Origin of the sequence: uncultured Gilvimarinus sp., from assembly GCF_963972205.1 — a bacterium.
Taxonomy (GTDB): domain Bacteria; phylum Pseudomonadota; class Gammaproteobacteria; order Pseudomonadales; family Cellvibrionaceae; genus Gilvimarinus; species Gilvimarinus japonicus.
Genome location: NZ_CAXAUC010000016.1, coordinates 53714 through 75614 on the forward strand (window position 1 = coordinate 53714; position 21901 = coordinate 75614).

The following is a 21901-nucleotide window of genomic DNA, read 5'->3' on the forward strand; positions in this document are numbered from 1 at the left end:
CCATACGTTCGGCTGAACCTTGCGCTACGGCCACACGGCTATGCGCGGTTCCCCATCTTACGCGACGAGTATTCTATGCGTTTACAACCTGTTATCGGGCACCACCGCGAGCTTAAGCGGTTTGTCAGCGTGATACTTGTAACGCTTGCCGGGCTGCTGTTAAGTCACTCGTCGGCGGCGCTTACGGAGCCTGCGGCTAGCCCCCAAGAGCAACAGCCGCCTTCCGACAATGCCACTATGCGCGTCACCCTCTGGGCCGGAAAAAATGGCCGGGGACGTTACGAGGTGGCGTTACTGCGCACCATATTAGACCGCACCGCCGATAATTATCCCGCTTACCAACTATCGGTAAACAGCTCTCCTTTTGGCACCCAGCGGGGGCGGCAGGTGGTCGCCGACGGCGAGCAGGCTAATGTCTATGTATCCGGTCTGCGTGAAGACGACTACACCCGCAACCGCGATATTTTGATGATTCGCCGGCCGGTGATGAAAGGGCTTTTCGGTTATCGCGCGGCGATCATTCGTCAAGGCGATGGCGCGCGATACGCGCAATCGGCGCAGCAACACAACTTGCGCGACTTAACCATCGGCCAAGGGAGCCACTGGGAGGATGCGATGATCCTCAGATACAACAACTTTAACGTCAACGACAATGGCCGCTTTGAAAACCTATTTGAAATGCTCGCGTACGGTCGGTTTGATGCGATATTTCTCGGTATCGCCGAAATAGAGCCCGAGCTTGCCGCCGCGCCGCTAAACGATAAATTAACCATCGCTTATCAGCCCATTATCTATTACCCCCACGCTATGGTGTTTCAAGTTAGCGGCAAACACCCACAGCTGGCGCGGCGCATTAAAGAGGGCTTTGCACAAATCTCTGACGATGGCACCCACGATCAACTGCTCGAGCACTATTTTGGTGGTGCCATCAACCGCATTCGCGCCGCAAATACAAACATCTTCGTGCTAAAGCATCCAACACCCTCGCTAATGCCCGAGTTAACCCAACCCATGCTTATTCAACCTCCCGAGCTTAACGCCGATCTATAAACTTACCCGCCGCTCGCGGATATAACTCAGCTCTGGCAAGACACTGTCGGCACGCACGACATAGCGCAAGGGCCCACCGGGGCGCACTGCATCAAACGGATAACAGGTAACAAGCCATAAACTATCGGCATTCGGGTCCACCCACAGGGAGTCTTGCTCGGAATCAGCGATACTGCGCTGACTAATCACATAGCGGCGCCACTGGCCATCACTGCTCTGCCAGCGCAACGTTTCGCCACCTTTTAGTTCGCGCAAAAAGGCAAAGTGTGTGTCGCGATGCCCACCAATAACTCGCGCCCCCTGACTGCCCGACGCGCCCACCGGCATTAAGCCCGGCCCAAAAGCCAGCGCCTCACCGTGACCACCACCTAATACGTATAAATCTTTGCGCACCCGCCCGTCACCGTCCAACAACTGTAAACGCCCTACCGGCTGGGTATCCGCCCAAGGCCAAGGGGCAACATCCAGCGTTGGTGCCGCCAGCTTTTGCTGCCAGGCGCGCGCAATTAACACTTGTGCCAATTGCGCTTTTGCCTCAATCGCAAAGGCGCTGCCCCACTGCCATAACAACACCAGCAGCAATAGCGCACTGAGTATCAACCGGCCGCGATGAAACACCGGCAGCGCCGCAGCGCGCGTAGTATTACGAGCGGCCATAACGCACCTCCAGGTTTTTTATTCCCAGCAGGGCCAGTAAAGCCAGAGCGCCCAACAATAAGTGCCAGGTTACACCGGCCGCCGTTTGCGGATAACCCACTGCCGTCATAGTCGCTCCGGCAGGCATCGCGTTACTAAGCTCGCGCTCTTGCCCGACTTCTGATGCCGAACGAGCTGGCGTTTTATCAACCGCCACTAAGCTTGTGTAGCGCGACATTAATTGGTATTTAAGTGCAACGGGTAATATTTTTTGCCGCGCTTTATCGCTGGCGTCGCGGCCATTAACATAAAATTCATTTTCTAAAAATTTAATTTTCTCGCGACCAAAACGCTGCGCCAACACCGGTATAGCATCGCCCTCTGAATCAGCATCAGCCGTAGCCGCATTGATGGGGAAGTCCCGCTGCCACGGTTTACCGCCACTGACTCCCCGCACGGTGACCAACGGCAGGGAGCGGCTCGGCCAAGGGCCAAGTTTGGCGGTTACCAACAGCGGCTCACCCCAGTACAAATCGGGAATGCGGCGCGGAAACACCTGCACCGGCTGGGGCCATTCAATGTCAATATTGGTCACCACCGGGCGCTTAAGCTTGTTGAGTAACCCCGCCATGCGTGGCGCAATTTGTGCGGTAGCGGCGATCTCGGTAAAGCTACCGCGACCAAACTGCGCCGCACGACGCATAAAAAACCGATTGGGCGCACTGCCAATAGCAACGGTAAACAGTCGTGCGTCACCCAAGTTGCGATGAATATGCTGCAGTAAATCCGCCTCGTTACCCACGCTGCCATCGGTGACAAACACCACTTGCTGCAAATACTCGGTATTGCTGGGCTGGGCAAAAGCGCGCTTCAACGCACCCATCATTTCGGTGCCGCCATCGGCGCGCATACGCTCAAGCGCGCAGCGAGCGGTTTGAATATTATTCGCAGACGCCACCACGGCGTGGTCAAATACCGCACGGCTATCGCTGGCAAACAAAATCACGTTAAAGCGATCTCGCGGGGTTAAGGTATCAAGCGCAAGCAACGCGCTGGTCCGCGCTTGCTTGATAGAGTCACCGGCCATAGAGCCCGAGGTATCGACCACCAAAATCAACTCGCGCGGCGCTAGGTTATTAGCGCTTACCTCTTGCGGCGGCATTAACATTAACTGTAAGTAGCGCTCGCCCTGCCACTGGCTGACAAACTGAGCGGCAAGCGGCGCACTGTGCGGTTTAGGTTGCCAGGTTATTTCAAAATCGCGATCCATACTCACCTCGCCTTTAGCAAAATGAATAAGGCGTACACCGGCATCATTACCCGTCGGCTGGCTTATGGTTAACTGATGGGTGTCGCTGTGAACCCGCGTTAATGGCATACCCGCATCAAGTTGTAACGACAAACTCACCGGATTAATCAACTCGCCCGCCACATGTTGTTGCGAGGGGGTTATTAAATGCGCGTCCGGCACTTGATCGGTTGCACTGGCCCAACCGTTAACACCGGTCGCTACTGTTTGCTCTTTACGCCACTGCCCATTTACTACCCCCGGAATATAACGCGGGGTTAAGGTCAGCGGTAAACGCAAACGAAACTCACCGGCGTCGTACATCACTTGTTGGCTATAGCCAAGCTCAACCCGAATCGTTTCGCCGGGCGCAATATTGGCAACTTGCTGGCGAAACATATTAGGCCGCTGTTGCTCTATGAGTGTCGCTTTTTTGCCGGACGCCTTAGCCGCGGCAAAGGTTTTACGCGCTTTTGATTTCTCTTGAATTTCACCCGTAATAACACGCTCGCCCACGTGCATTGTTAATTGGCTAACGGCACTGTCTTCGGCCAGCGGATAAACATAGGTGGCATTTACCCATTGATCGGTTTGGTTTTTAAACGTTTGCGAAACCAGCACCTGAGCCTGTAGCCCTTGCACGGTTAACTCGAGGTCAGTGCCCAGGTGCAAGGCGTCGGTTGTAGTGACGGCGGCATCGTCGTTTTCGCTCGATAGCACAAGCCGGCCAGAGTCCGGCTCCGCCCACGCCGCCGAGATAAACCCCGCGAGCAAGATACCCATCACTCGCCCCCCTATGCTCCCTGTACCGCGCCACCGTTGATCGCCCATGCTGTCTCTCCTGTACCAGTTAGTTTTGATACTCGCAGTACAACAAAACAATCGGGTGTAACGACGACTAACTCTGGCAAACCGGTGGGCAATTGTGATCAATTATGGCAAACGGCCAAACCCAAACCCAAACCCAAACCCAAACCCAAACTTAGATACGGCAACTCAGAAGCATCCCCCAGAAGCCGGTCACCCAGTGGTCATTGGGCTCGCTAGACGCTATTATTTATCGACCTATTTTTTTAGACAGCGGCAAATGTATGACACCTGCGATCGACCTGTTGAGCAAGACAAACGCCAACTTCACCTTGCGTGAATACCAACCGGACCCAAACGCTAGCTCCTACGGTTTAGAGGCGGCGCAAAAACTCGGGGTAACACCAGGCAAAGTATTTAAAACGCTAGTGGTGGCGGATACCACCCCTGGCAAAAAAAGCGTTTTGGTAGTCGGCATCGTACCGGTCAACGGGAGCCTTAACCTCAAAACGCTGGCACGCGCCGCAGGACGCAAAAAACTAAATATGGCTGCGCCCGTCGATGTTCAGCGAGCAACAGGCTATGTAATGGGCGGCGTCAGCCCTTTAGGGCAAAAAAAGCGCCTGCCGATTTATGTTGATAGCTCGGCCCAGGAGCACGACACTGTATACATCAGTGCCGGTAAGCGCGGGCTAGAAATTGAATTGACGCCGGCTGACCTGTGCCGGTTAACAGGGGCGACTCTGGCAGCCATTGCACACTATTAATCGCTAGCCAGGTTCGCGATAGCCTGCTTACAAACCGCCAAGACCCGGTCACTGATAGGGTCGTCTGTTAAGGCTCGGGCAACCGCTAAACCTCCCACCATTAACACCGCTGCCTGCAGCGCTTTGTCGCTTTGCTCATCGAGATTATCGGCGCGGGCGATATTGCTCACAAAACCCTTAAACACACGGGCGTAAGCATCGCGTACTTGGTCATCCCGCTGATGAATATCCGTGGCTAAAAACGCCAGTGGACAACTGTTCTCCTGACCTTCGGCGCGCTCGCGACTTAAATAGCGCTCGGCAACATCGCGACTACTAGGCGCCACCGGTGCGTGCTGCAGAACATGATCCCGGGCCCGCATCGCGGCCACGGTAATGGCCTCAGCATAAAGCGCCGACTTAGACGCAAAGTGCGCGTAAAACGCACCGCGCGTTAACCCCGCTGCAGCCATCACATCATCTATGCCTACCCGCTCGTAACCGAGCTGCGTAAACAGCTCAGCCGCCGCCGTCACAATCGCCTCACGGGTTTGTGGTTTGTGTGTCTTGCTCCATGCCATTAATGCAACTCCTCGGTTATAAGCCCGCAGTGATTCAGCCAGCAGCCGCTCAAAAGTCTGGCCCTTGCGTATCATACCGGCACACCACAATATGCTCACTAACATATTTTATTTGCACAGTTAATAACACCGCCTATAAATATGTTCTTGAACATATTGTCGCGATTGCTAACCTCCGACTAAACCTAAACAGCAAGGAGTTAGCAATGAGCAATCTAGTTCAGCTTTACGGACCGTCGTTTAGTGTGTTTGTACGCACTGCCGCGCTAGTATGCGAAGAAAAAGGCATTGCCTATCAAACCGGCAAAGAACTTAACGGCCAAACCATCGATATACACAGCGATAAGCACTTTCAACTACACCCGTTTGGCAAAATGCCGGTACTGATACACGGTGATAAAATACTGTGCGAGACCGCCAGTATCGGCCGTTATTTAGATCGTATTTTTGGCCCGGAAACGTTGCAAGGCGCAACCGACTGGGAGCGCGCCCAAATCGACCAATGGTGCTCCCTGATCACCCAATATATTGATTTTTACGTGGTGCGTCAGTTTATGCTGGAGGTTGTGTTCCCCAAGGGGGACAACGGCGAACCGCGCATGGATGTGACTAGCGCAAATCGCCCAGCGGCGGAAAACGCGATTGCCATTATTGCTAAGCAGCTGGGGAGTAAACCGTTTTTAGTGGGCCACCATTTCAGCTTGGCTGATGCCATGCTAGCGCCCATGCTTACTTACAACAAAGATGCGCCCGCACCGATCAACTTAGTCAATGACCACCCGCAACTGCTAGAGTACACCAACAGATTACGCGCACGCCCTAGCGGGCAAAAAGTTTTACAACCTATGAGTAAATCGAGGTAAGGCTTAGGCGCACGATATGACGGCCCACGAGTGGCTCTGTGCTTAATAACTGTCGCCACTGTTTCAGGTGTGCAACCACAAAAAAAGGGGGAGAGGCCAAAGCCATCTCCCCCTTTACGTTCACCGTAATCCGTGAACCGTCACCCCCACTAACCGGTGTTGCGCATCCCGGCCGAAATACCGGCCATGGTTACCTTAAGCGCGCGCTCTAACTCTTCACTAAACGGTTTACCGCTGCGATGACGCTTCAGCAACTCGGCTTGCAAATAGTTAAGCGGATCAATGTAAGGCTTACGCACACTCAGCGTTTGGCGCAATATCGGATCGGAATCAAACAGTTCGTCCTGACGTTTAATACGGTTGATAAGCACCTCAAGCGCGGCCAAATCGGCGCGCATTTGCTGCCCCAGTGGGTGCAACTCTTCTGGTACCAATTGTTTCTCGTAGTAAGCGGTGATGGGGCCATCGGCTTTACCAATCACCATTTCTAGCAAGTCTAGGAACGACGAGAAGAACGGCCAGTTATCAACCATATCGTTTAAGGTGGACGGCGCCTGCTCTAAGGCAAACTCCAGCGCTTGACGCGCACCGAGCCACGCGGGCAGGTTTAACCGCACTTGCATCCAGGCAAACACCCAGGGGATCGCCCGCAAGCTTTCGATACCGCCGGTCGCCTTACGTTTGGCCGGGCGCGAGCCCAACGCCAGCAAACCCAGCTCTTGCTCGGGGGTAAGCGAGCGGAAGTAAGGCACAAATTGCGGATGACCGCGCACGACCCGGCGGTAACCCTCAAGACTCGCTTGCGCCATGCGCTCGATTAAGTCGCGCCACTCATCGGTGGGCGCCTCGTGCGGCTGCATGGTGGCGCGCAAGGTCGCTGCCACGTACGTCGAGAAACTGCTAAAGGCTACTTTGGGCAAGCCAAACTTATAGCGAATCATCTCGCCCTGTTCGGTCACCCGGATTTTACCTTTTACCGAGCCCGGCGGTTGCGAGGCCATGGCTTTTTCGACTGGGCCGCCACCACGACCAACCGTGCCGCCACGGCCGTGAAACAAGATCAGGTCGATGCCGTATTTCTCGGCCAGCCCCACTAAGCGCTCTTGCGATTTGTACTGTGCCCAAGTAGCGGCAAATTTGCCGGCATCTTTGGCCGAGTCGGAATAACCGATCATGACGGTTTGCTTAGCACCGGTGTACTCTTTATACCAAGGCAGTTGCCACAACAGCTCCATAACCTCGGCCGAACGATCGAGATCATCCAGAGTTTCAAACAAAGGTACGATGGGCATGTTCCAGCTCATACCGCACTCTTTTAACAACAGGGCCACAACCAACACATCGGAGGGTTGTTGCGCCATCGAGATAATATACTGCGATAGAGTCTCGCGTGGCTCACCGGCAATAACCTTACAGGTGTTTATCACTTCGCGGCCTTCATCGCTCACAGGCCAATCGGCGGGCAGCAATGGGCGCTTGTCTTTTAAGTGATTTAGCAAAAACTCTTGGCGCTCAGATTCGCTCCATTCAAAGTAGCTGCCCATGTCCAAGTGGCGGGTCAACTCGTCCATCACTTTAACGTGGCGCTCGCCATCTTGGCGGATATCCAGCGGTACTAAATTGATACCAAAGCTGTGTACCCGGCGAATGGTATCCAGCAGCGGGCCGTTGGCGATGTGCGGTAAACCCACCTCTTTCAGCGAGCGATAACACACCATTAACGGTGCCAGTAAGTCGTCGCGGGATTCGATCAGGTTTTTCGGGCGCGGAGGCTCTTCGCCTTTTAGGCTGGCTTCGGCCCAGTCGAGAGTGGCCTGGATTTGGCTGCGCAGCGGCGCGAGGTAATCGCGATAGGGGGTTTCGCTGTCGCCGACAAACTCGCGCAGCTCGGGGCTTGCCTCGTGCATGCTGAGGTCGCCGTACAAGCTTTGCACATCACCCAAATACAATTCGGCGGCCATCCAGCGGCCCAGCAATAATACCTCGCGGGTAACGTCGTGAGTGACGTTGGGGTTGCCGTCGCGGTCGCCGCCCATCCAGGAGTAAAAGCTAAACGGCTGTAAGTCGATGGGCAGATTTTGCCCCAAATGGCGGCTGCAAATGCGATCCATATGGCGGATAAAATCCGGCAGCGCTTGCCATAGACTGTTTTCAATAACGGCAAAGCCCCATTTGGCTTCGTCGACGGCGGTGGGCCGCTCGCCGCGAATTTCGTCGGTGCTCCACATCTCTTCAACTAAGCGATGCAAACGACCCACCACTTTGTCTTTTTCAAATGACAGTAAATTGCCGCGCTGTTGATCGGACAGCGTATTAACAATTTGATCGTATTTGCGTATCAGGGTGCGACGCGTTACCTCAGTCGGGTGCGCCGTCAGAACCAGCTCGATACTGAGGTTTTGCATCACCTCAAGCAAATTCTCTTTGCCGTAGGTTTCCGCAAAATCCAATACCATGGTTTTTAAACCGTCTTCCGGCTCGGCCTCGGCGCTAGAGCTGTACTCTTGGTCGGCCATATTGGCAAGGTTTAAAAACTGATTAAAAGCCCGAACAATCGGCAGGATGTCGCTGTCATCCAGCTCACCCAGCATTTCTACCAGTGCGCTGGAATCTTCGTTTTCGCTCTGGTTGATGCTTTTACCTAACTGGCGAATGTCTTCAATCTTGGCAAAGCGCTCTTCGCCTTCGTGCTCGCGAATGGTCTCGCCCAGCAGCTCGCCCAATAAGCGGACGTTTTCCCGCAGGGTTTCCGGTAGCTGTTGCATCTAAATCTCTCCGTAGCCAATAAAGGTAAACAAGGTTGCCCGTATTTTACGCCAATCGGGCCCAATACGTGAGCGTAAAACCCGTAAATATCGATTATCCACACTACCTGTGGACAACTTTGTGTACGAGCTTTGCGTAACCACCCCAAGGCGGCAGCAGGGGCGGCTCTGCGCCGACTGTGTGATTCTCACACAGTGCAAAACACAAACAAAATCAATACGTTAAAATGCCCAACTTAGGACGCCCAAGGCGCTGCACCGCCCATTTTTTAGGCACTTAGACTCACCAGTGTGCCCCATCGCAGCGCCCGGGTAGCGCTATAAAATGCTCACAATAAAATGTTTTGCACAATTTTGTTAAGCGCGGGAAAACTCAAAACTCAGCGTCTGGCCAATGCGCTTAAGCCCGTGCAACTGCATTAGCAGCCGGTCAACCCCCAAGGCTACACCGGCACAGGCTGGCATTCCCCGCTCCAGAGCGCCAAGCAGTTTTTCATCCACAGGGTAGCTGGGTACCCCTAATGTTTGGCGCCGCGCGAGGTCGCAATCAAAGCGCCGGCGCTGCTCACTGGCGCAGGTAAGCTCCCAGTAGCCATTGGCCAATTCCATCGCCGTACCGCGGGAGCAGGCTAAGTAAGCCTCAAAACGCCGCGCAACCGGTGTGCCATGTTCGTCGTCCACAATACGGGCCAACGCCGCCTGACTCGCCGGAAAGTCATGCACAAACGTTAGCCCCACAGGCAAGCTGGGCTCCAGCTCGTGGGTAACCAATAAATCCAACCAGGCGTCTTTATCAAGGCCGGTGTCGTCGATCTCGATCAGGCTTTTACCCAGCGCACGCAACTCGGCCAGCGCAATTGTATGCGGATCAACGCCCCAGCGGTCGCTAAACCACTGGCGATAACTCAACTTGTGGATATCAAGCCCGGGGATTAACTCGCACAGAAGCTCACCCACCTCGCGCATCAAACCGTGATCATCCAGCCCCACGCGATACCACTCCAGCATAGTAAACTCTGGGTTGTGGCGCGAGCCGCACTCACCGGCGCGAAACACTTTGGTTAAGGTATAAATACAGCGTTGGTACTCGGCCAACAACCGCTTCATGGCGTACTCGGGGGAGCTTTGTAAATAATAGGTATGCCCGGCGTTGCGGGCGGTTACCGGCTCGATAAACGGGTCGGTAACAAAAGAGCTGGCAAGCACCGGAAGCTCAACCTCCAGTACCTGCCGCGCGCGAAAAAACTCACGCAACCTAAAGTTGAGCTCTGCCCGCGCCTGTAACAGCTCGGGCGAACAACTCGGGCGCCAAAAATCACTCACACCAAAGGTAGCCGTGCGATTAATCTTTAGAGGCGCGGCCTAAGTACTCACCGGTGCGAGTATCGACGCGAATCACATCGCCGATATTCATAAACAGTGGCACTTTAACCACAGCGCCGGTGCTTAAGGTCGCCGGCTTAGTGCCGCCCTGGGCGGTGTCGCCTTTGAGGCCGGGGTCGGTTTCGGTGACTTCTAGCTCGACGTGGTTAGGCGCGGCAACCACCAGTGGTGCGTTGTTAAACAGGGTAACCACGCACTTGTCTTGCTCGCACAACCACTTGGCTGAATCGCTTACCGCTTTGGCATCGGCCGCAAACTGGTCGAAAGTTTCCGGGTCCATAAAGTGCCAAAACTCGCCGTCGGTATAGAGATACTCCATATCGCGATCGACCACATCGGCGCCCTCTAGGCTTTCGCTGCCGCGGAAAGTGCGGTCCCAGACCCGGCCGGTGGCCAAGTTGCGCAGCTTAACGCGGTTAAAGGCTTGGCCCTTACCCGGCTTTACCAGCTCGTTTTCAACAATGTTACATGGATCACCGTCTAGCATTACTTTCAGACCGGTGCGGAAATCGTTGATAGAATAGGTGGCCATAACCCCTCTCGTAGACATTAACAGAATTTGAAAGGCGCCAATGATACATCGAACCGTCGCTACATGGCAGACCGAGACCTGGCAAGAGGCGCTTAAAAACGTTATTCGCACCCCGGAAGAGCTCTTTAGCCTGTTAAAACTCGACCCAGCACTGATCCCGGCGGCGCATTTAGCGGGTCGCGACTTCGCCCTAAGAGTGCCGCGCGAGTTTGTCCGGCGTATGGAGCCGGGCAATCTTAACGATCCGCTGCTGCGCCAAGTGCTACCCATCGGCGACGAGCTGCTGGCCACGCCCGGCTACAGTCACGATCCGCTGGACGAAAACGCCGCCAATCCCCATCCGGGGCTGGTACACAAATACCAGGGGCGCGTACTGCTGGTGGTGACCGGTAGCTGCGCCATTAACTGCCGTTACTGCTTTAGGCGCCACTTCCCCTACGCCGACAACCGGCCCAGTAGGGTCCAATGGCAACAGGCGCTGGATTATATTCGCCACGACAGCAGCATCCACGAGGTCATTTTTAGCGGCGGCGATCCACTCAACGCACCGGACGCTACCTTGGCGTGGCTTACCGACGAAATCAGCCAGATTGACCACATTACTCGCTTGCGTGTGCACTCCCGATTACCGGTGGTGCTGCCCTCGCGGGTCACCGATCAATGCCTCGACTGGCTAGCCCGACCGCGCTTTGCCAACACTCTGGTCATTCACGCCAACCACGCCCAAGAGCTAGACGCCAGTGTCGAGCGCGCACTGATCCAATTGCGCGAGGCCGGGGTCACGCTACTTAATCAGACGGTTTTATTAAAAGGCGTAAACGATTCGGTTACCGCCTTAAGCCAGCTCAGTGAACGGCTGTTTGCCTGCGGTGTGTTACCTTATTACCTGCATCTGCTAGACAAGGTTGCCGGAGCGGCTCACTTTGACGTCCCAGAACAACAGGCGCGCCAGCTGCACCAAGCGCTGTTGCACAGTTTATCGGGCTACCTGGTGCCAAAACTGGTGCGTGAAATCCCCGGCGAACCATCTAAGACACCGGTGATCTAAAATACCTCGGATGGCGAAAGGGTTAGAGGGCCCTGTAATGCCCAGGGCCCCTAAGCCACAAACACCGCGCCATCCGCTATAGTGTAACGGTCACCCTAGAGTAAAAAGCCAACGCATGAATGAAGCCTTAACCGATACCGCACTGCTTGCCCGACTCAAGCTGCCCGAGCCTGACCTTAAAAGCCTCAGCTTTTGCAAAAGTGCCACGGCCAACAATGTCGCCCAATGGATCGACGCCCAGCCGCTGACGCAAACCCGCTATATCAGCGCCGTGCTCTACGCCGCGCTGCCCGAGCTGGCGCGCCTAAAAACCGACGGCCAAACTCACCTCGAGATGCTCGATCAAGTGCGCCCGGCCGTGCAAGTGGCCATCCAGGGATTAAGCAAAACCTTTTTGCACCAACCCCTTATCCTGCCCGACCCCGCCCGCAAAGCTGCGGTGATAGCTCAGGCGCTGCAAAAACACTTAAGCAACGCCTATTTAAGCGCTGTGCGTACAACCTTTACCAACCGCAGCAGCCCCGAGTTACGCGCGTTAGCCATTCACCGCGCGCTGACAGGCCTGGGGCTATTACTGCTGCGCAGTTACCAGCTTTATACGCCCACCCTTAAGCAGCTCTGGAGCGAGGTGCACACGCCTTACTTATTGGCCGAGCGCAACGGACTCACGACAATTAAAGTCAACGACCCGCTGCCCAACCACCAAGGTGTCAACACCATCACCCAAGCCTACCTGCGCCTTGTGCTAATGGCCACCGCCCGCCCCAACCAATTGGGGCAAAACGACCTATACAACTTGTACCTGTCGCTTGAGTCGCTCAGTTTGCAGGCGCAGCTTTACCGCAACGACGACCAAGCGCCTGACTGCCTTTATGCCGTCATGCTCGATAGCGACACCCCACCGGTGTATCGCAGCCGCCTAGCGCTGTACGACAGCCAAGACGTGCGCGCAATTAGCACGGCGCCGCTTTGCCAAACCCTACAAGATCTGGCACCGGGCACCACCACCCGACTATCATCGGCGCTGGCGGGACACCTGCTAGCCGCGTGGCAACGGATTGTGGAGCGTAGTTACCCACGCCACGCGGGCGATGGCGAGCTAGAAGTCACCATCGGCTTAAGTAATTTGCACTTTTACAGTGCCGGGGAGACGCCGTTTAACCTCTACCTAAAAAGCCCCTCAGAGCTGGGGTTAGACGACCCCAGCGAGGGGATTTTTAAACAGCGCGGCCTAAAGCTAAAAGATCGTATTAGCCCCAGCGCCGCCGACCCCTGGGGCGAAGCCTTTGATGTTGCCAAACCGGCGCTGCAAGCGAGCAACCATTCGACCATCAATATGGAAGAGAATATTCGCCGCGCGAGCCGCGCTAAATATCGCGGGCAACATCCGATCGATAAAGTCGCGGTAGTCGATGCCAGTGCCGGCGGTTACTGTCTGGAGTGGCACGGCGCCAGCCCCGCCACCCTCAAGGCCGGCGAGCTGCTCGGTGTACGCGAGCCGGGACGTCACAAATGGGGCATCGCCGCCGTGCGCTGGGTACAGCAAACGCGCGGCGCCACGCAAATAGGCATACAACTACTCGCCCCACAGGCGCAGCCTGCGGCGGCAGCTATCGTGCAAAAAACCGGCGAGTACGCCGAGTACCTGCGGGTTTTGGCACTACCGGCCCAGCGGCTCGCCAATCAGCCTGCCAGCTTACTTACCAATGCGGTGAGTTTTCGCGAGATGCAGAAAATTAAGCTATACCAAGATGGAGTGATAACCACATTACAGCTAACACGACGAGTTTTTTCGACCGGTATCATCAGTCAGTTCTCTTATAAAGTACTGGCGACCATCGATGACACCAAGGCGGAACAAAGCCGTGAAAAAACCGACTTTGCCGCCCTGTGGGACAGTAAAGACTAGTCGTGCTAGCGGCAGATTAAAGGGCCGGTAAAGCGTCGATCCCGTCGCATTTTTCAACGGTAAGCATAGCCGGCCTTATGCAAAACGTGTACAAGTATTGAGGTCGACGAATATTCGGGTAATATAGTTGCCTCTTCACCTATAAGTGCCAGCTTGCAAGTCAAAGCCGATAACCGGTTAGACTTTTCGAGTGAATGGGGGGATGTCGCACTTGTAGCCACCAAAGGACTGGCATTCGATAAAAACCGTGGAATAGCGAGCGCAGTAGACCTCTATGAATCCCAACGACACAATCCGCCTGCTCATCCTTAACGATTCGCAAGCAGAAGCCGAACGCCTCATTAGCATGCTGCACAATGCCGGACGCCCCAATCGGGCCCAGCATGTCACCAGTGACGAGTCACTGACCAAGCTGCTAGAAGAGCAGGCCTGGGACATCCTGATCGCACACGACCAAACACAAAACCTAACCCCCGCCGCCGCCATCCAGCAAATTCGCCGACTCAACAAAGATGTGCCGTCGATATTGCTGACCGATGACGAGACCAGCCAAGCCATTGTCGAGGGTTTAAAGATCGGCGCGGCCGACGTGGTCCGCTTAGATGAAGATCAGCACCTGTTACTGGTCATCAGCCGCGAGCTGGCAAACCGTGCCCAGCGCCACGAAAAGCGCATTGCCGACCGCCGCTTGCGCGAGTCCGAGCGCCGCTCACAGTCGCTGTTGGATAGCTCGCGCGACGCCATCGCCTACGTGCAAGACGGGTTATACCTGTACGCCAACGAGTCTTTTGCCGAGCTGTTTGGCTACGACGACAAAGACGATATCGACTGTATGCCGATTATGGATATGGTAGCCGAAAGCGATCACGCCAAACTCAAAGAGTTTTTAAAAGAATTTACGCTTAAGGGGCTCGATGCCGAATCCAGCACCTTAAGCTTTAAGGGGCTACGTCATGACGGCAGCCAAACCGATGTATCGCTGGAGGTTGCCCACGCCAGCTACGACGACGAGCCCTGCTTGCAGTTTTTAACCCGCGGTACCCGCGCCGCTGCCACGGCTGCAGCCGCCGCTGCCGCCGCGGGGATCTCGGCCAAAGAGCTCGAAGAGGCCAAGTGGAAAGACAATGTTACCGGGCTCTACAACCGCAGCTACTTGTTGGCCCACGCCGATAAAATTATCGACGGCATGAGCGACGATCAAAGCCGCTGCCTGCTGTATATCGACATCGACGACTTTGCCGAGACGGTACAGGCCAAACTCGGTATGGCCGGCGCCGATGCCGCACTCGAAGATTTAGCACAATTGCTTAGCCGCGAAGCCGCCGAGGGCGAAACACTCGCTCGTTTTGGCGACAACACCTTCACCTTGCTAACCGGCAACACCACCGCAACCGAAACCGTCAACCGGGCGCAAAAGTTGTGCTCGACAATTGCCGAGCACATTGTAGAGGTCAACAGTAAAACCTTGCAGTTAAGTGCCACCATCGGTATCTCGGTACTGAACGAGAACTCCAGCAGCGCCGAGCAAGTTATCGAGCAGGCCATGACCGCCGCCGATCAGGTACGCGAAAGCGAAGAGACCAGCGCGCTGCTGTACGAGCCGCCGGTAAGCGCAGAGGAAAAGCAAGAACGCGATATGCTCAAGGACGTCCAGCACGCGTTGGATAACGATCTGTTTCGTCTGTTGTTTCAACCGATCATCAGCTTGCGCGGCTCGGATGAAGAGTACTACGAAGTTTTACTAAGACTGCTCAATAGCGACCAAAAAGAAGTATCACCCAATGAGTTTATCGAGGCCGCCCACCAAGCGGGCATCGGGATTAAGATTGACCGCTGGGTCATTTTAGAGGCCATTAAGCTGTTATCCGAGCACCGCACCCGCGGCAACAAAACCAAGTTAATTCTCAACCTAAACAGCGCATCCATTTGCGACAGCTCGCTCGTCGCCTGGCTTGGGGTAGCGTTTAAAGCCGCGGGCCTACCGCCCGACGCGGTGGTATTTCAAGCCCAAGAGGTGGACATCACCAATCACCTCAATGCGGCCAAAGCCCTCAACACCGGTCTAGAAAAGCTCGGCAGTAAACTGGCCATTTGCAACTTTGGCTGTTCACTCAACCCGTTTAATACGCTTAAGCATGTCAACGCCGCCTTTATCAAAGTCGATGGCTCTTTTACTCAGGATGTGCAGAGCAAAAGCGAGAGCCCCGAATCGCTGACCCAATTGTTAGAGCAGCTTCACGAGGCCGACAAAATCACCATTGTGCCGTTTGTCGAAAACGCCAGTGTGCTCTCAACACTATGGCAAGCGGGGGTGCATTATATCCAAGGCCACTATTTGCAAGAGCCGACCCAGTCGATGAGCTACGATTTTAATATGGAAGGCTAACGGCTCGACTCAAATGACGACCACAAAAAAAGCAGCCGATCGGCTGCTTTTTTGTGGCCAAACCGAAAAGCTGTTAAGGCAGCTTGTATTTGCTAACGCTTAACCCCTCTTTTTTCAGCATCGCGAGGACACTGTCGGGGCCGGCGAGATGCAGGGCACCCACCAAGACAAATTCGGTTTCCGGCGTCGCCAGCATTTGCTTAAGATGTGGCAGCCAGTTTTTATTGCGCTCGGTTAAAATCAGATGGTACAACTCGGGCGCTTCATCAAGCATTGGCTTGCCCATCAGCTGAAACAAATCATCAGCGTCCCCGGCACGCCACTCGGCCACCATTTTATCAAACAGCTCTGCCATTTGCTCAAGGTCATCCAGCGTCGAGTTGATAAATAAATTGGGGTCCACCTCGGTCATAGCAACCATAAAGCCGAGCTGCTCTTCAGGTGTTTCCAGCTCGCCCAAGGTTTTGCCTTGCGCTTTTGCCTCGGCAAAATAGCGCTGATCAATGCCATCGCCAAAGCCCAGCTTTTGCATCTCTAACATGGTGAAGGCCAGTGCGACAAAGGCCGGCTTAAAGGCCCCCATGGGCGCGAGCGGTAATTGCCTGGCGGCAGAGTAGGCACTGAGTCGCGCCCAGGTTTTGCTGTCCAGTTCACCCTCTAAGGTTTTACCCGGCGCCAGCATCATCGCCTGCTGCAGCTGCATGCTAAAGGCAGGGTCTTGTACCGCGTCCATGTCCGTTTCAAATACCACCTGCTCTGCCGCCGCCATGGCCGCCGGGTACTCAGCCGGCAGCGGGTAGTCACTGGGTTTTAGCATATGGATGGTACCGCCAATGAACAGCTGGTTATCACCATCACTAACTTGCCAGACATAGCTTTCAGCCTGAGCGGTAAAGCTTGCACACAGAGCGCCAGCGGCAAGAAGTCCTTTTAAGCGAGTCATAATCGTCCCTTGTGGTTATTAAGTTAAAGGTTTAACCAATGAGGTTGTTGCACCATCACTTGATGAACATATAAAGGCTAAGCGCGCCGTCAACGGGCCTCTAATAAAAAAGTCACGGGGCCATCGTTGGTTAGACTTACCTGCATATTCGCGGCAAAAATCCCGGTCGCCACCACGGCGTGTTGCGCTTGCAACTGCTGCACAAAGTAATCGTACAGCTGCTCGGCCAGTGCCGGCGCAGCGGCGCTAGAAAACCCCGGTCGCAGCCCTTTGCGGGTGTCTGCCGCTAACGTAAATTGCGACACGACTAACACGCCCCCGGCCACCTCGCCGACGTTTAAGTTCATTTTATCGTCAGCATCGGCAAACAGGCGGTAATTTAAGACTTTATGCAGCAGCTTGTCGGCCTGCTCGCGGGTATCATCGCGCTCAACCCCCAACAGCAACAACAGGCCTTGCTCGATACGGCCAACACATTCACCCTCCACCGTTACCGAGGCGTGGGCTACCCGCTGAATCAAACCGCGCATCGTTAAGCCATTTGGTCGGAGTCGTTACCGAGCTTGCGTGCCAGACCGTCGGTGGCGCGAATCAGTGCATCGACAATCCCCGCCTCGCGGGAGGCGTGCCCAGCATCGCGGATAATTTGCAGCTCGGCATCCGGCCAGGCCTCTTGCAGCGCAAAAGCATTATCCAGGGGGCAAACCATATCGTAACGGCCATGCACGATCATGCCGGGAATACCCGCTAATTTATCGGCGTTGTTAATAATTTGGTTGTCTTCTAAAAACGCCTTATTAACAAAGTAATGCGCCTCAATACGCGCTAGCGCCAAAGCTTTAAAAGGGTTCGAGAAGGTATCCACCACATCCTGATTAGGCCGCAAGGTAGCGCAGCGGCCCTCCCACAGCGACCAGGCCTTGGCGGCAGACATCTTTTGCAGCTCGTTATCGCCGGTTAGCCGTTGGTAGTAAGCGTGCATTAAATCGTGCCGCTCGTTCTCAGGGATCGGCGCTACAAAATCTTTCCAGTAATCGGGGAAAATAGCGCTGGCGCCGTCTTGGTAAAACCACGTTAAATCCCGCTCACGGCATAAAAAGATGCCGCGTAAAATCAGCCCTAACACTCGCTCGGGGTGAGTCTCGGCGTACACCAAGCTTAAGGTTGAACCCCACGAGCCGCCAAACAGCGCCCAGCGATCAACATCCAACGCAACGCGAATACGCTCTATATCCTCGACCAGAGCCTGAGTCGTATTACCTTCCAGCTCAGCATGCGGCGTAGAGCGCCCAGAGCCGCGCTGATCAAATAAAATGATGCGGTAGCGCTCGGGGTCAAAAAAACGCCGGTCGTATTTGCCGCAGCCAGCACCTGGGCCACCGTGGACAAATAAAACCGGGATGCCATCGGGGTTACCCGACTCATCCACATACAGCTCATGTGGTGCCTCTACGGGTATTTGATGGCGAGCGTAAGGTTTAATCTCTGGGTAAAACATCAACATGTGCGGCCCCTGCAAACTGCTGCGGCTTGAATAGAGTCGCAAACTTAGCATACATGCCGAGCGGACGGGAGTGCTTATAGCAATTTTCGCCGTGCAAACACCCATAGGCCAACACCATCAACTGGACAATAGCCGCCCTCATTACCGGGCGATGGACGCCTCAAGTAGCTAGTATTCATTTTAAGCCAGCAGACAGAGTGTCGTATACTTTTGCACACGACACCTTTGGGGCTGCTGCAACCGATAATGCCCCCCGACAACGCCGCCACCAGCAGGCGGCAGCAAGGAGCACCATGAGTAAAACACCGATACGCTGCCAGTGGTGCAGCGACGATCCAATTTACCAGCAATACCACGACCAGCAGTGGGGCGTACCTTGCTACGACGCACTGGAACTGTTTGAGATGCTGATTCTGGAGGGCGCTCAGGCAGGCCTTAGCTGGATTACCGTGCTAAAAAAACGCGAGGGCTATCGCGCGGCATTTTGCCATTTTGACCCGGTCAAAATAGCCCAGTTTACCGAGCAGGACGTCGAGCGCCTGCGGCAAAACCTCGAGATCATCCGCAACAAGCTTAAAATAGAGAGCGCCATTAAAGCCGCGCGCGCCTACCTTGCCATGCAAGAGGCCGGGGAAGATTGGGTAGAGTACTTGTGGAGCTTTGTCGGCGGGCAACCGATCCAAAACCACTGGCAGAGCTTAAACGAGGTGCCCGTTACCACCCCCGAGTCGGACGCCATGAGCAAAGCCCTTAAAAAGCAGGGTTTTAACTTTGTCGGCAGCACTATCTGCTATGCATTTATGCAGGCCACCGGCATGGTGAATGACCACACCACCGACTGCTTTCGCTACCGCAGCTGCGCCGCTTTAGGGGGCAAACCGCGCTAACGCTGGTACACTGACAGACTCAACACAGGAGAAGCATATGTTCACACGCACCTTGGCGGCCCTCAGTTTAGCGGCCGCGCTGGCAGCCCCGTTTAACCTCAATGCTAAAACCGTAATCGACAGCGAGCGCGCAAGCTTTGCCATCGAGACGGTCGCCGATGGGCTCAAAAACCCCTGGGGCCTGGCGTTTTTACCTGACGGCACCATGCTGGTGAGCGAGCGCGAAGGCAACCTGCGTTTAGTTAGCCCCGACGGGCAAGTGTGGCCACCCCTGCAAGGGCTGCCCGAGATTTACGCCAAAGGTCAGGGCGGGTTGCTGGATGTCGCCATCGACCCAGACTACGCCAATAACGGACGTATTTATTTTAGTTACTCTGAACCCGGCGAAGACGACAGCACCAACAGCACCGCCGTTGCCTCGGCCCGCATCCAAGACGATAAGCTGGTTGATGTAACCCGTATTTTTAGCCAGCAGCCCAAAGTAAAAAGCAATGCGCACTTTGGCTCGCGATTAGTATTTGCAAGCGACGGCACTTTGTTTGTCACCTTGGGCGAGCGCTACTCGCAAAAAGACGACGCGCAAACCTTAGATAACCACCACGGTAAAGTCGTGCGCATTAACACCGACGGTAGTGTTCCTGCCGACAACCCTTTTGTGGACACCAAAGGCGCACTGCCCGAGATCTGGTCCTACGGCCACCGCAATATGCAAGGCGCCGCCATCCACCCACAAACCGGTGTGCTTTGGAGCGGCGAGCACGGCGCCCAGGGTGGTGACGAAATCAACCTCGACCGCGCCGCTAAAAACTACGGCTGGCCGGTCATCACTTACGGCGAAGACTACGGCGGTGGCGAGATTGGCGAAGGCTTTAAAAAAGCGGGGATGGAAACCCCGGTTTATTACTGGTTGCCCTCACTGGCCACCGCTGGCCTGACGTTTTACACCGGCGAGCAATTCCCCGACTGGCAAGGCGATCTGTTTGTCGCCAGCTTAAAAGCGCAAACTCTGTCGCGTCTCGATATCGAGGGCGAGCGCGTATTACACGAAGAACGCTTACTCAAAGATGAGCAGGGTAAACGCCTGCGCCATGTCGTACAGGGGCCAGATGGCTACCTCTACCTGCTGACCGATGAGTCCAGTGGCGCCATTGTGCGTTTAGTACCGGCCGACTGATTACGGCGAATCACTGCCCGCCCGCCGCCGTGGCGGGCGCCCCCTCCCGACAAAACCTTGCAACAACTGGTAAACTTTAGCCATTATCCACCTCAAGGCGCACCCATGGCAGCAAAGTACCGGGCATTAACCGACAACGCCCACGACACCGTTAAAACCACCCCCAAAGTGGGCGTGCTGATCACCAACCTAGGTACACCGGACGAACCCACTAAGCGCGGCTTAAAACGCTATTTAGCCGAATTTTTATCTGACCCGCGCATTGTCGAAATTCCGCGACTGCTGTGGCTGTTTATTTTGCACGGCATCATCCTCAACCTGCGCCCCAAACAGTCGGCCAAACTCTATCAAAGCATCTGGACAGAAGACGGCTCACCGCTGCTGGCGATTAGCCGCCGCCAACGCGACGCCATTGCCAAAGCATTAGACCCCAAGGTAAAAGTTGCGCTAGGCATGCGCTACGGCAACCCGTCCATCGCCAGCGCCCTAGCCGAATTACAAGCCGCTGGGGTGCGCAAAATTATCGTACTGCCGCTCTACCCTCAGTACGCCGCTGCCACTGTTGGCTCGACTTTTGATGCCGTATCAAACGAGCTGCAACACTGGCGCTGGGTGCCCGAGCTGCACTTTCTAAGCGGCTACTGCGAGCACCCAAGCTACGCCACCGCGCTAGCGAATACGCTAAAAGAGCACCAGGCCAAACACGGCACCCCAGACAAGTGGGTTTTCTCCTACCACGGCACTCCCAAGTTCAGCCTAGAAAAAGGCGACCCCTACTACTGTTTTTGCGTAAAAACCACACGCTTAGTCGCCGAGCAGGCAGGCCTAAACCCCGACGATTGCATCACCACTTTCCAGTCGCGCTTCGGCAAAGCCGAGTGGCTGAAACCCTACACCGAACAAACCCTAAAAGAACTGCCCGCCCAAGGCGTAAAAAATATCGCCATTTTAAGCCCGGCCTTTAGCGCCGATTGCTTAGAAACCTTAGAGGAGCTGGACGAGCAAAACCGCGAGTTTTTTCTCGAAGCCGGCGGCGAGCAATACCACTACATACCAGCGCTAAATGATAGGGCCGATCATATTGAGTTATTGGTGGATGTTTTGCGTAATGCTGGGGCATAACAAGCTGAATGGTAATTTTTTAAACCAGAAAACAGGAACTATTGGTGACAACAAAAACCGTATATGTCGTTGGTGCAGGAGCCAGTTATGAGGCAAACCTTCCCGTAGGTAGTGAGCTTAAAACTCAAATCGCGAAGCGACTTCGCACTAGGCACGATCGCGACAGAGATCGATTTGGTGACTACGATATCCAAGCGGCACTGCGCACTCATGCAGGTCATCATGTAATCCCCCCATTTTAAACCGCCGTTAAAAGTAGAGGGTTATGCGGCCTGTA

General features: G+C 55.0%; 18 protein-coding genes. 9 read left to right on the top strand and 9 right to left on the bottom strand.

Translation table 11 applies throughout. The annotated features are described in order from the left end of the window. Window positions 1-75 precede the first annotated feature (75 nt). Entirely contained in the window at window positions 76-1050 is a 975-nt protein-coding gene (locus AACY82_RS16485; RefSeq protein WP_339617945.1) for a transporter substrate-binding domain-containing protein, read from the top strand. Here AACY82_RS16485 and AACY82_RS16490 read toward each other — a convergent pair. Both AACY82_RS16490 and AACY82_RS16495 read right to left on the bottom strand, forming a co-directional pair. After that, window positions 1045-1707, bottom strand: a complete 663-nt coding sequence (locus AACY82_RS16490) for a class GN sortase (RefSeq protein WP_339617946.1) — start codon at window positions 1705-1707, stop codon at window positions 1045-1047. The genes AACY82_RS16485 and AACY82_RS16490 overlap by 6 nt on opposite strands. Continuing rightward, a complete protein-coding gene (locus AACY82_RS16495; protein WP_339617947.1) occupies window positions 1694-3805 on the bottom strand; it encodes a marine proteobacterial sortase target protein in 2112 nt (703 codons plus the stop codon). The genes AACY82_RS16490 and AACY82_RS16495 overlap by 14 nt, the downstream gene beginning before the upstream one ends. 260 nt (window positions 3806-4065) lie before the next feature. On the opposite strand from AACY82_RS16495, the gene ybaK reads away from it, so the two are divergent. Continuing rightward, entirely contained in the window at window positions 4066-4548 is a 483-nt protein-coding gene (gene ybaK / locus AACY82_RS16500; RefSeq protein ID WP_339617948.1) for a Cys-tRNA(Pro) deacylase, read from the top strand. On the opposite strand, the gene AACY82_RS16505 is transcribed toward ybaK, so the two are convergent. After that, window positions 4545-5108, bottom strand: coding sequence for a TetR/AcrR family transcriptional regulator (locus tag AACY82_RS16505; protein WP_339617949.1), 564 nt, complete (start codon window positions 5106-5108; stop codon window positions 4545-4547). The genes ybaK and AACY82_RS16505 overlap by 4 nt on opposite strands. A 206-nt stretch (window positions 5109-5314) precedes the next feature. Here AACY82_RS16505 and AACY82_RS16510 point away from each other — a divergent pair, with 206 nt between their 5' ends. Beyond that, entirely contained in the window at window positions 5315-5971 is a 657-nt protein-coding gene (locus AACY82_RS16510; protein WP_339617950.1) for a glutathione S-transferase family protein, read from the top strand. A 149-nt stretch (window positions 5972-6120) separates the two neighbouring features. On the opposite strand, the gene ppc is transcribed toward AACY82_RS16510, so the two are convergent. The 3 genes from ppc to efp all read right to left on the bottom strand — a co-directional run bounded on the left by ppc (window position 6121) and on the right by efp (window position 10651). Then, a complete protein-coding gene (ppc, locus tag AACY82_RS16515) occupies window positions 6121-8736 on the bottom strand; it encodes a phosphoenolpyruvate carboxylase (protein ID WP_339617951.1) in 2616 nt (871 codons plus the stop codon). A gap of 357 nt (window positions 8737-9093) precedes the next feature. Next, window positions 9094-10059 (bottom strand): EF-P lysine aminoacylase EpmA, encoded by a 966-nt coding sequence (gene epmA / locus AACY82_RS16520; RefSeq protein ID WP_339617952.1) that lies wholly within the window; start codon window positions 10057-10059, stop codon window positions 9094-9096. Window positions 10060-10078: 19 nt separating this feature from the next. Next, the gene (gene efp / locus AACY82_RS16525; protein ID WP_339617953.1) at window positions 10079-10651 is read right to left on the bottom strand and encodes an elongation factor P; all 573 of its coding nucleotides are present in this window, start codon (window positions 10649-10651) and stop codon (window positions 10079-10081) included. Window positions 10652-10691: 40 nt separating this feature from the next. Here efp and epmB point away from each other — a divergent pair, with 40 nt between their 5' ends. The 3 genes from epmB to AACY82_RS16540 all read left to right on the top strand — a co-directional run bounded on the left by epmB (window position 10692) and on the right by AACY82_RS16540 (window position 15994). Then, window positions 10692-11699, top strand: coding sequence for an EF-P beta-lysylation protein EpmB (epmB, locus tag AACY82_RS16530; RefSeq protein ID WP_339617954.1), 1008 nt, complete (start codon window positions 10692-10694; stop codon window positions 11697-11699). A gap of 115 nt (window positions 11700-11814) precedes the next feature. Then, entirely contained in the window at window positions 11815-13608 is a 1794-nt protein-coding gene (locus AACY82_RS16535) for a hypothetical protein (RefSeq protein WP_339617955.1), read from the top strand. Between the two features lie 274 nt (window positions 13609-13882). Continuing rightward, window positions 13883-15994 (top strand): EAL domain-containing protein, encoded by a 2112-nt coding sequence (locus tag AACY82_RS16540; protein WP_339617956.1) that lies wholly within the window; start codon window positions 13883-13885, stop codon window positions 15992-15994. 73 nt (window positions 15995-16067) lie between these two features. Here AACY82_RS16540 and AACY82_RS16545 read toward each other — a convergent pair whose 3' ends face one another. The 3 genes from AACY82_RS16545 to pip all read right to left on the bottom strand — a co-directional run bounded on the left by AACY82_RS16545 (window position 16068) and on the right by pip (window position 18441). Next, window positions 16068-16937 carry a TraB/GumN family protein gene (locus AACY82_RS16545; RefSeq protein WP_339617957.1) on the bottom strand — a complete coding sequence of 290 codons (870 nt, stop codon included), beginning with the start codon at window positions 16935-16937 and terminating at the stop codon, window positions 16068-16070. Between the two features lie 89 nt (window positions 16938-17026). Then, window positions 17027-17467, bottom strand: a complete 441-nt coding sequence (gene dtd, locus AACY82_RS16550; RefSeq protein WP_339617958.1) for a D-aminoacyl-tRNA deacylase — start codon at window positions 17465-17467, stop codon at window positions 17027-17029. A gap of 2 nt (window positions 17468-17469) precedes the next feature. Further along, on the bottom strand, window positions 17470-18441 hold the full coding sequence (gene pip, locus AACY82_RS16555; protein WP_339617959.1) for a prolyl aminopeptidase: 972 nt from the start codon (window positions 18439-18441) through the stop codon (window positions 17470-17472). 293 nt (window positions 18442-18734) lie between these two features. Here pip and AACY82_RS16560 point away from each other — a divergent pair, with 293 nt between their 5' ends. From AACY82_RS16560 to hemH, 3 genes are all read left to right on the top strand, one after another. Then, window positions 18735-19328: a DNA-3-methyladenine glycosylase I gene (locus AACY82_RS16560; RefSeq protein ID WP_339617960.1), complete on the top strand. Its 594-nt coding sequence runs from the start codon at window positions 18735-18737 to the stop codon at window positions 19326-19328. Between the two features lie 37 nt (window positions 19329-19365). Beyond that, a complete protein-coding gene (locus AACY82_RS16565) occupies window positions 19366-20502 on the top strand; it encodes a PQQ-dependent sugar dehydrogenase (RefSeq protein WP_339617961.1) in 1137 nt (378 codons plus the stop codon). A gap of 105 nt (window positions 20503-20607) precedes the next feature. After that, window positions 20608-21624 carry a ferrochelatase gene (gene hemH, locus AACY82_RS16570; protein ID WP_339617962.1) on the top strand — a complete coding sequence of 339 codons (1017 nt, stop codon included), beginning with the start codon at window positions 20608-20610 and terminating at the stop codon, window positions 21622-21624. Window positions 21625-21901 lie beyond the last annotated feature (277 nt).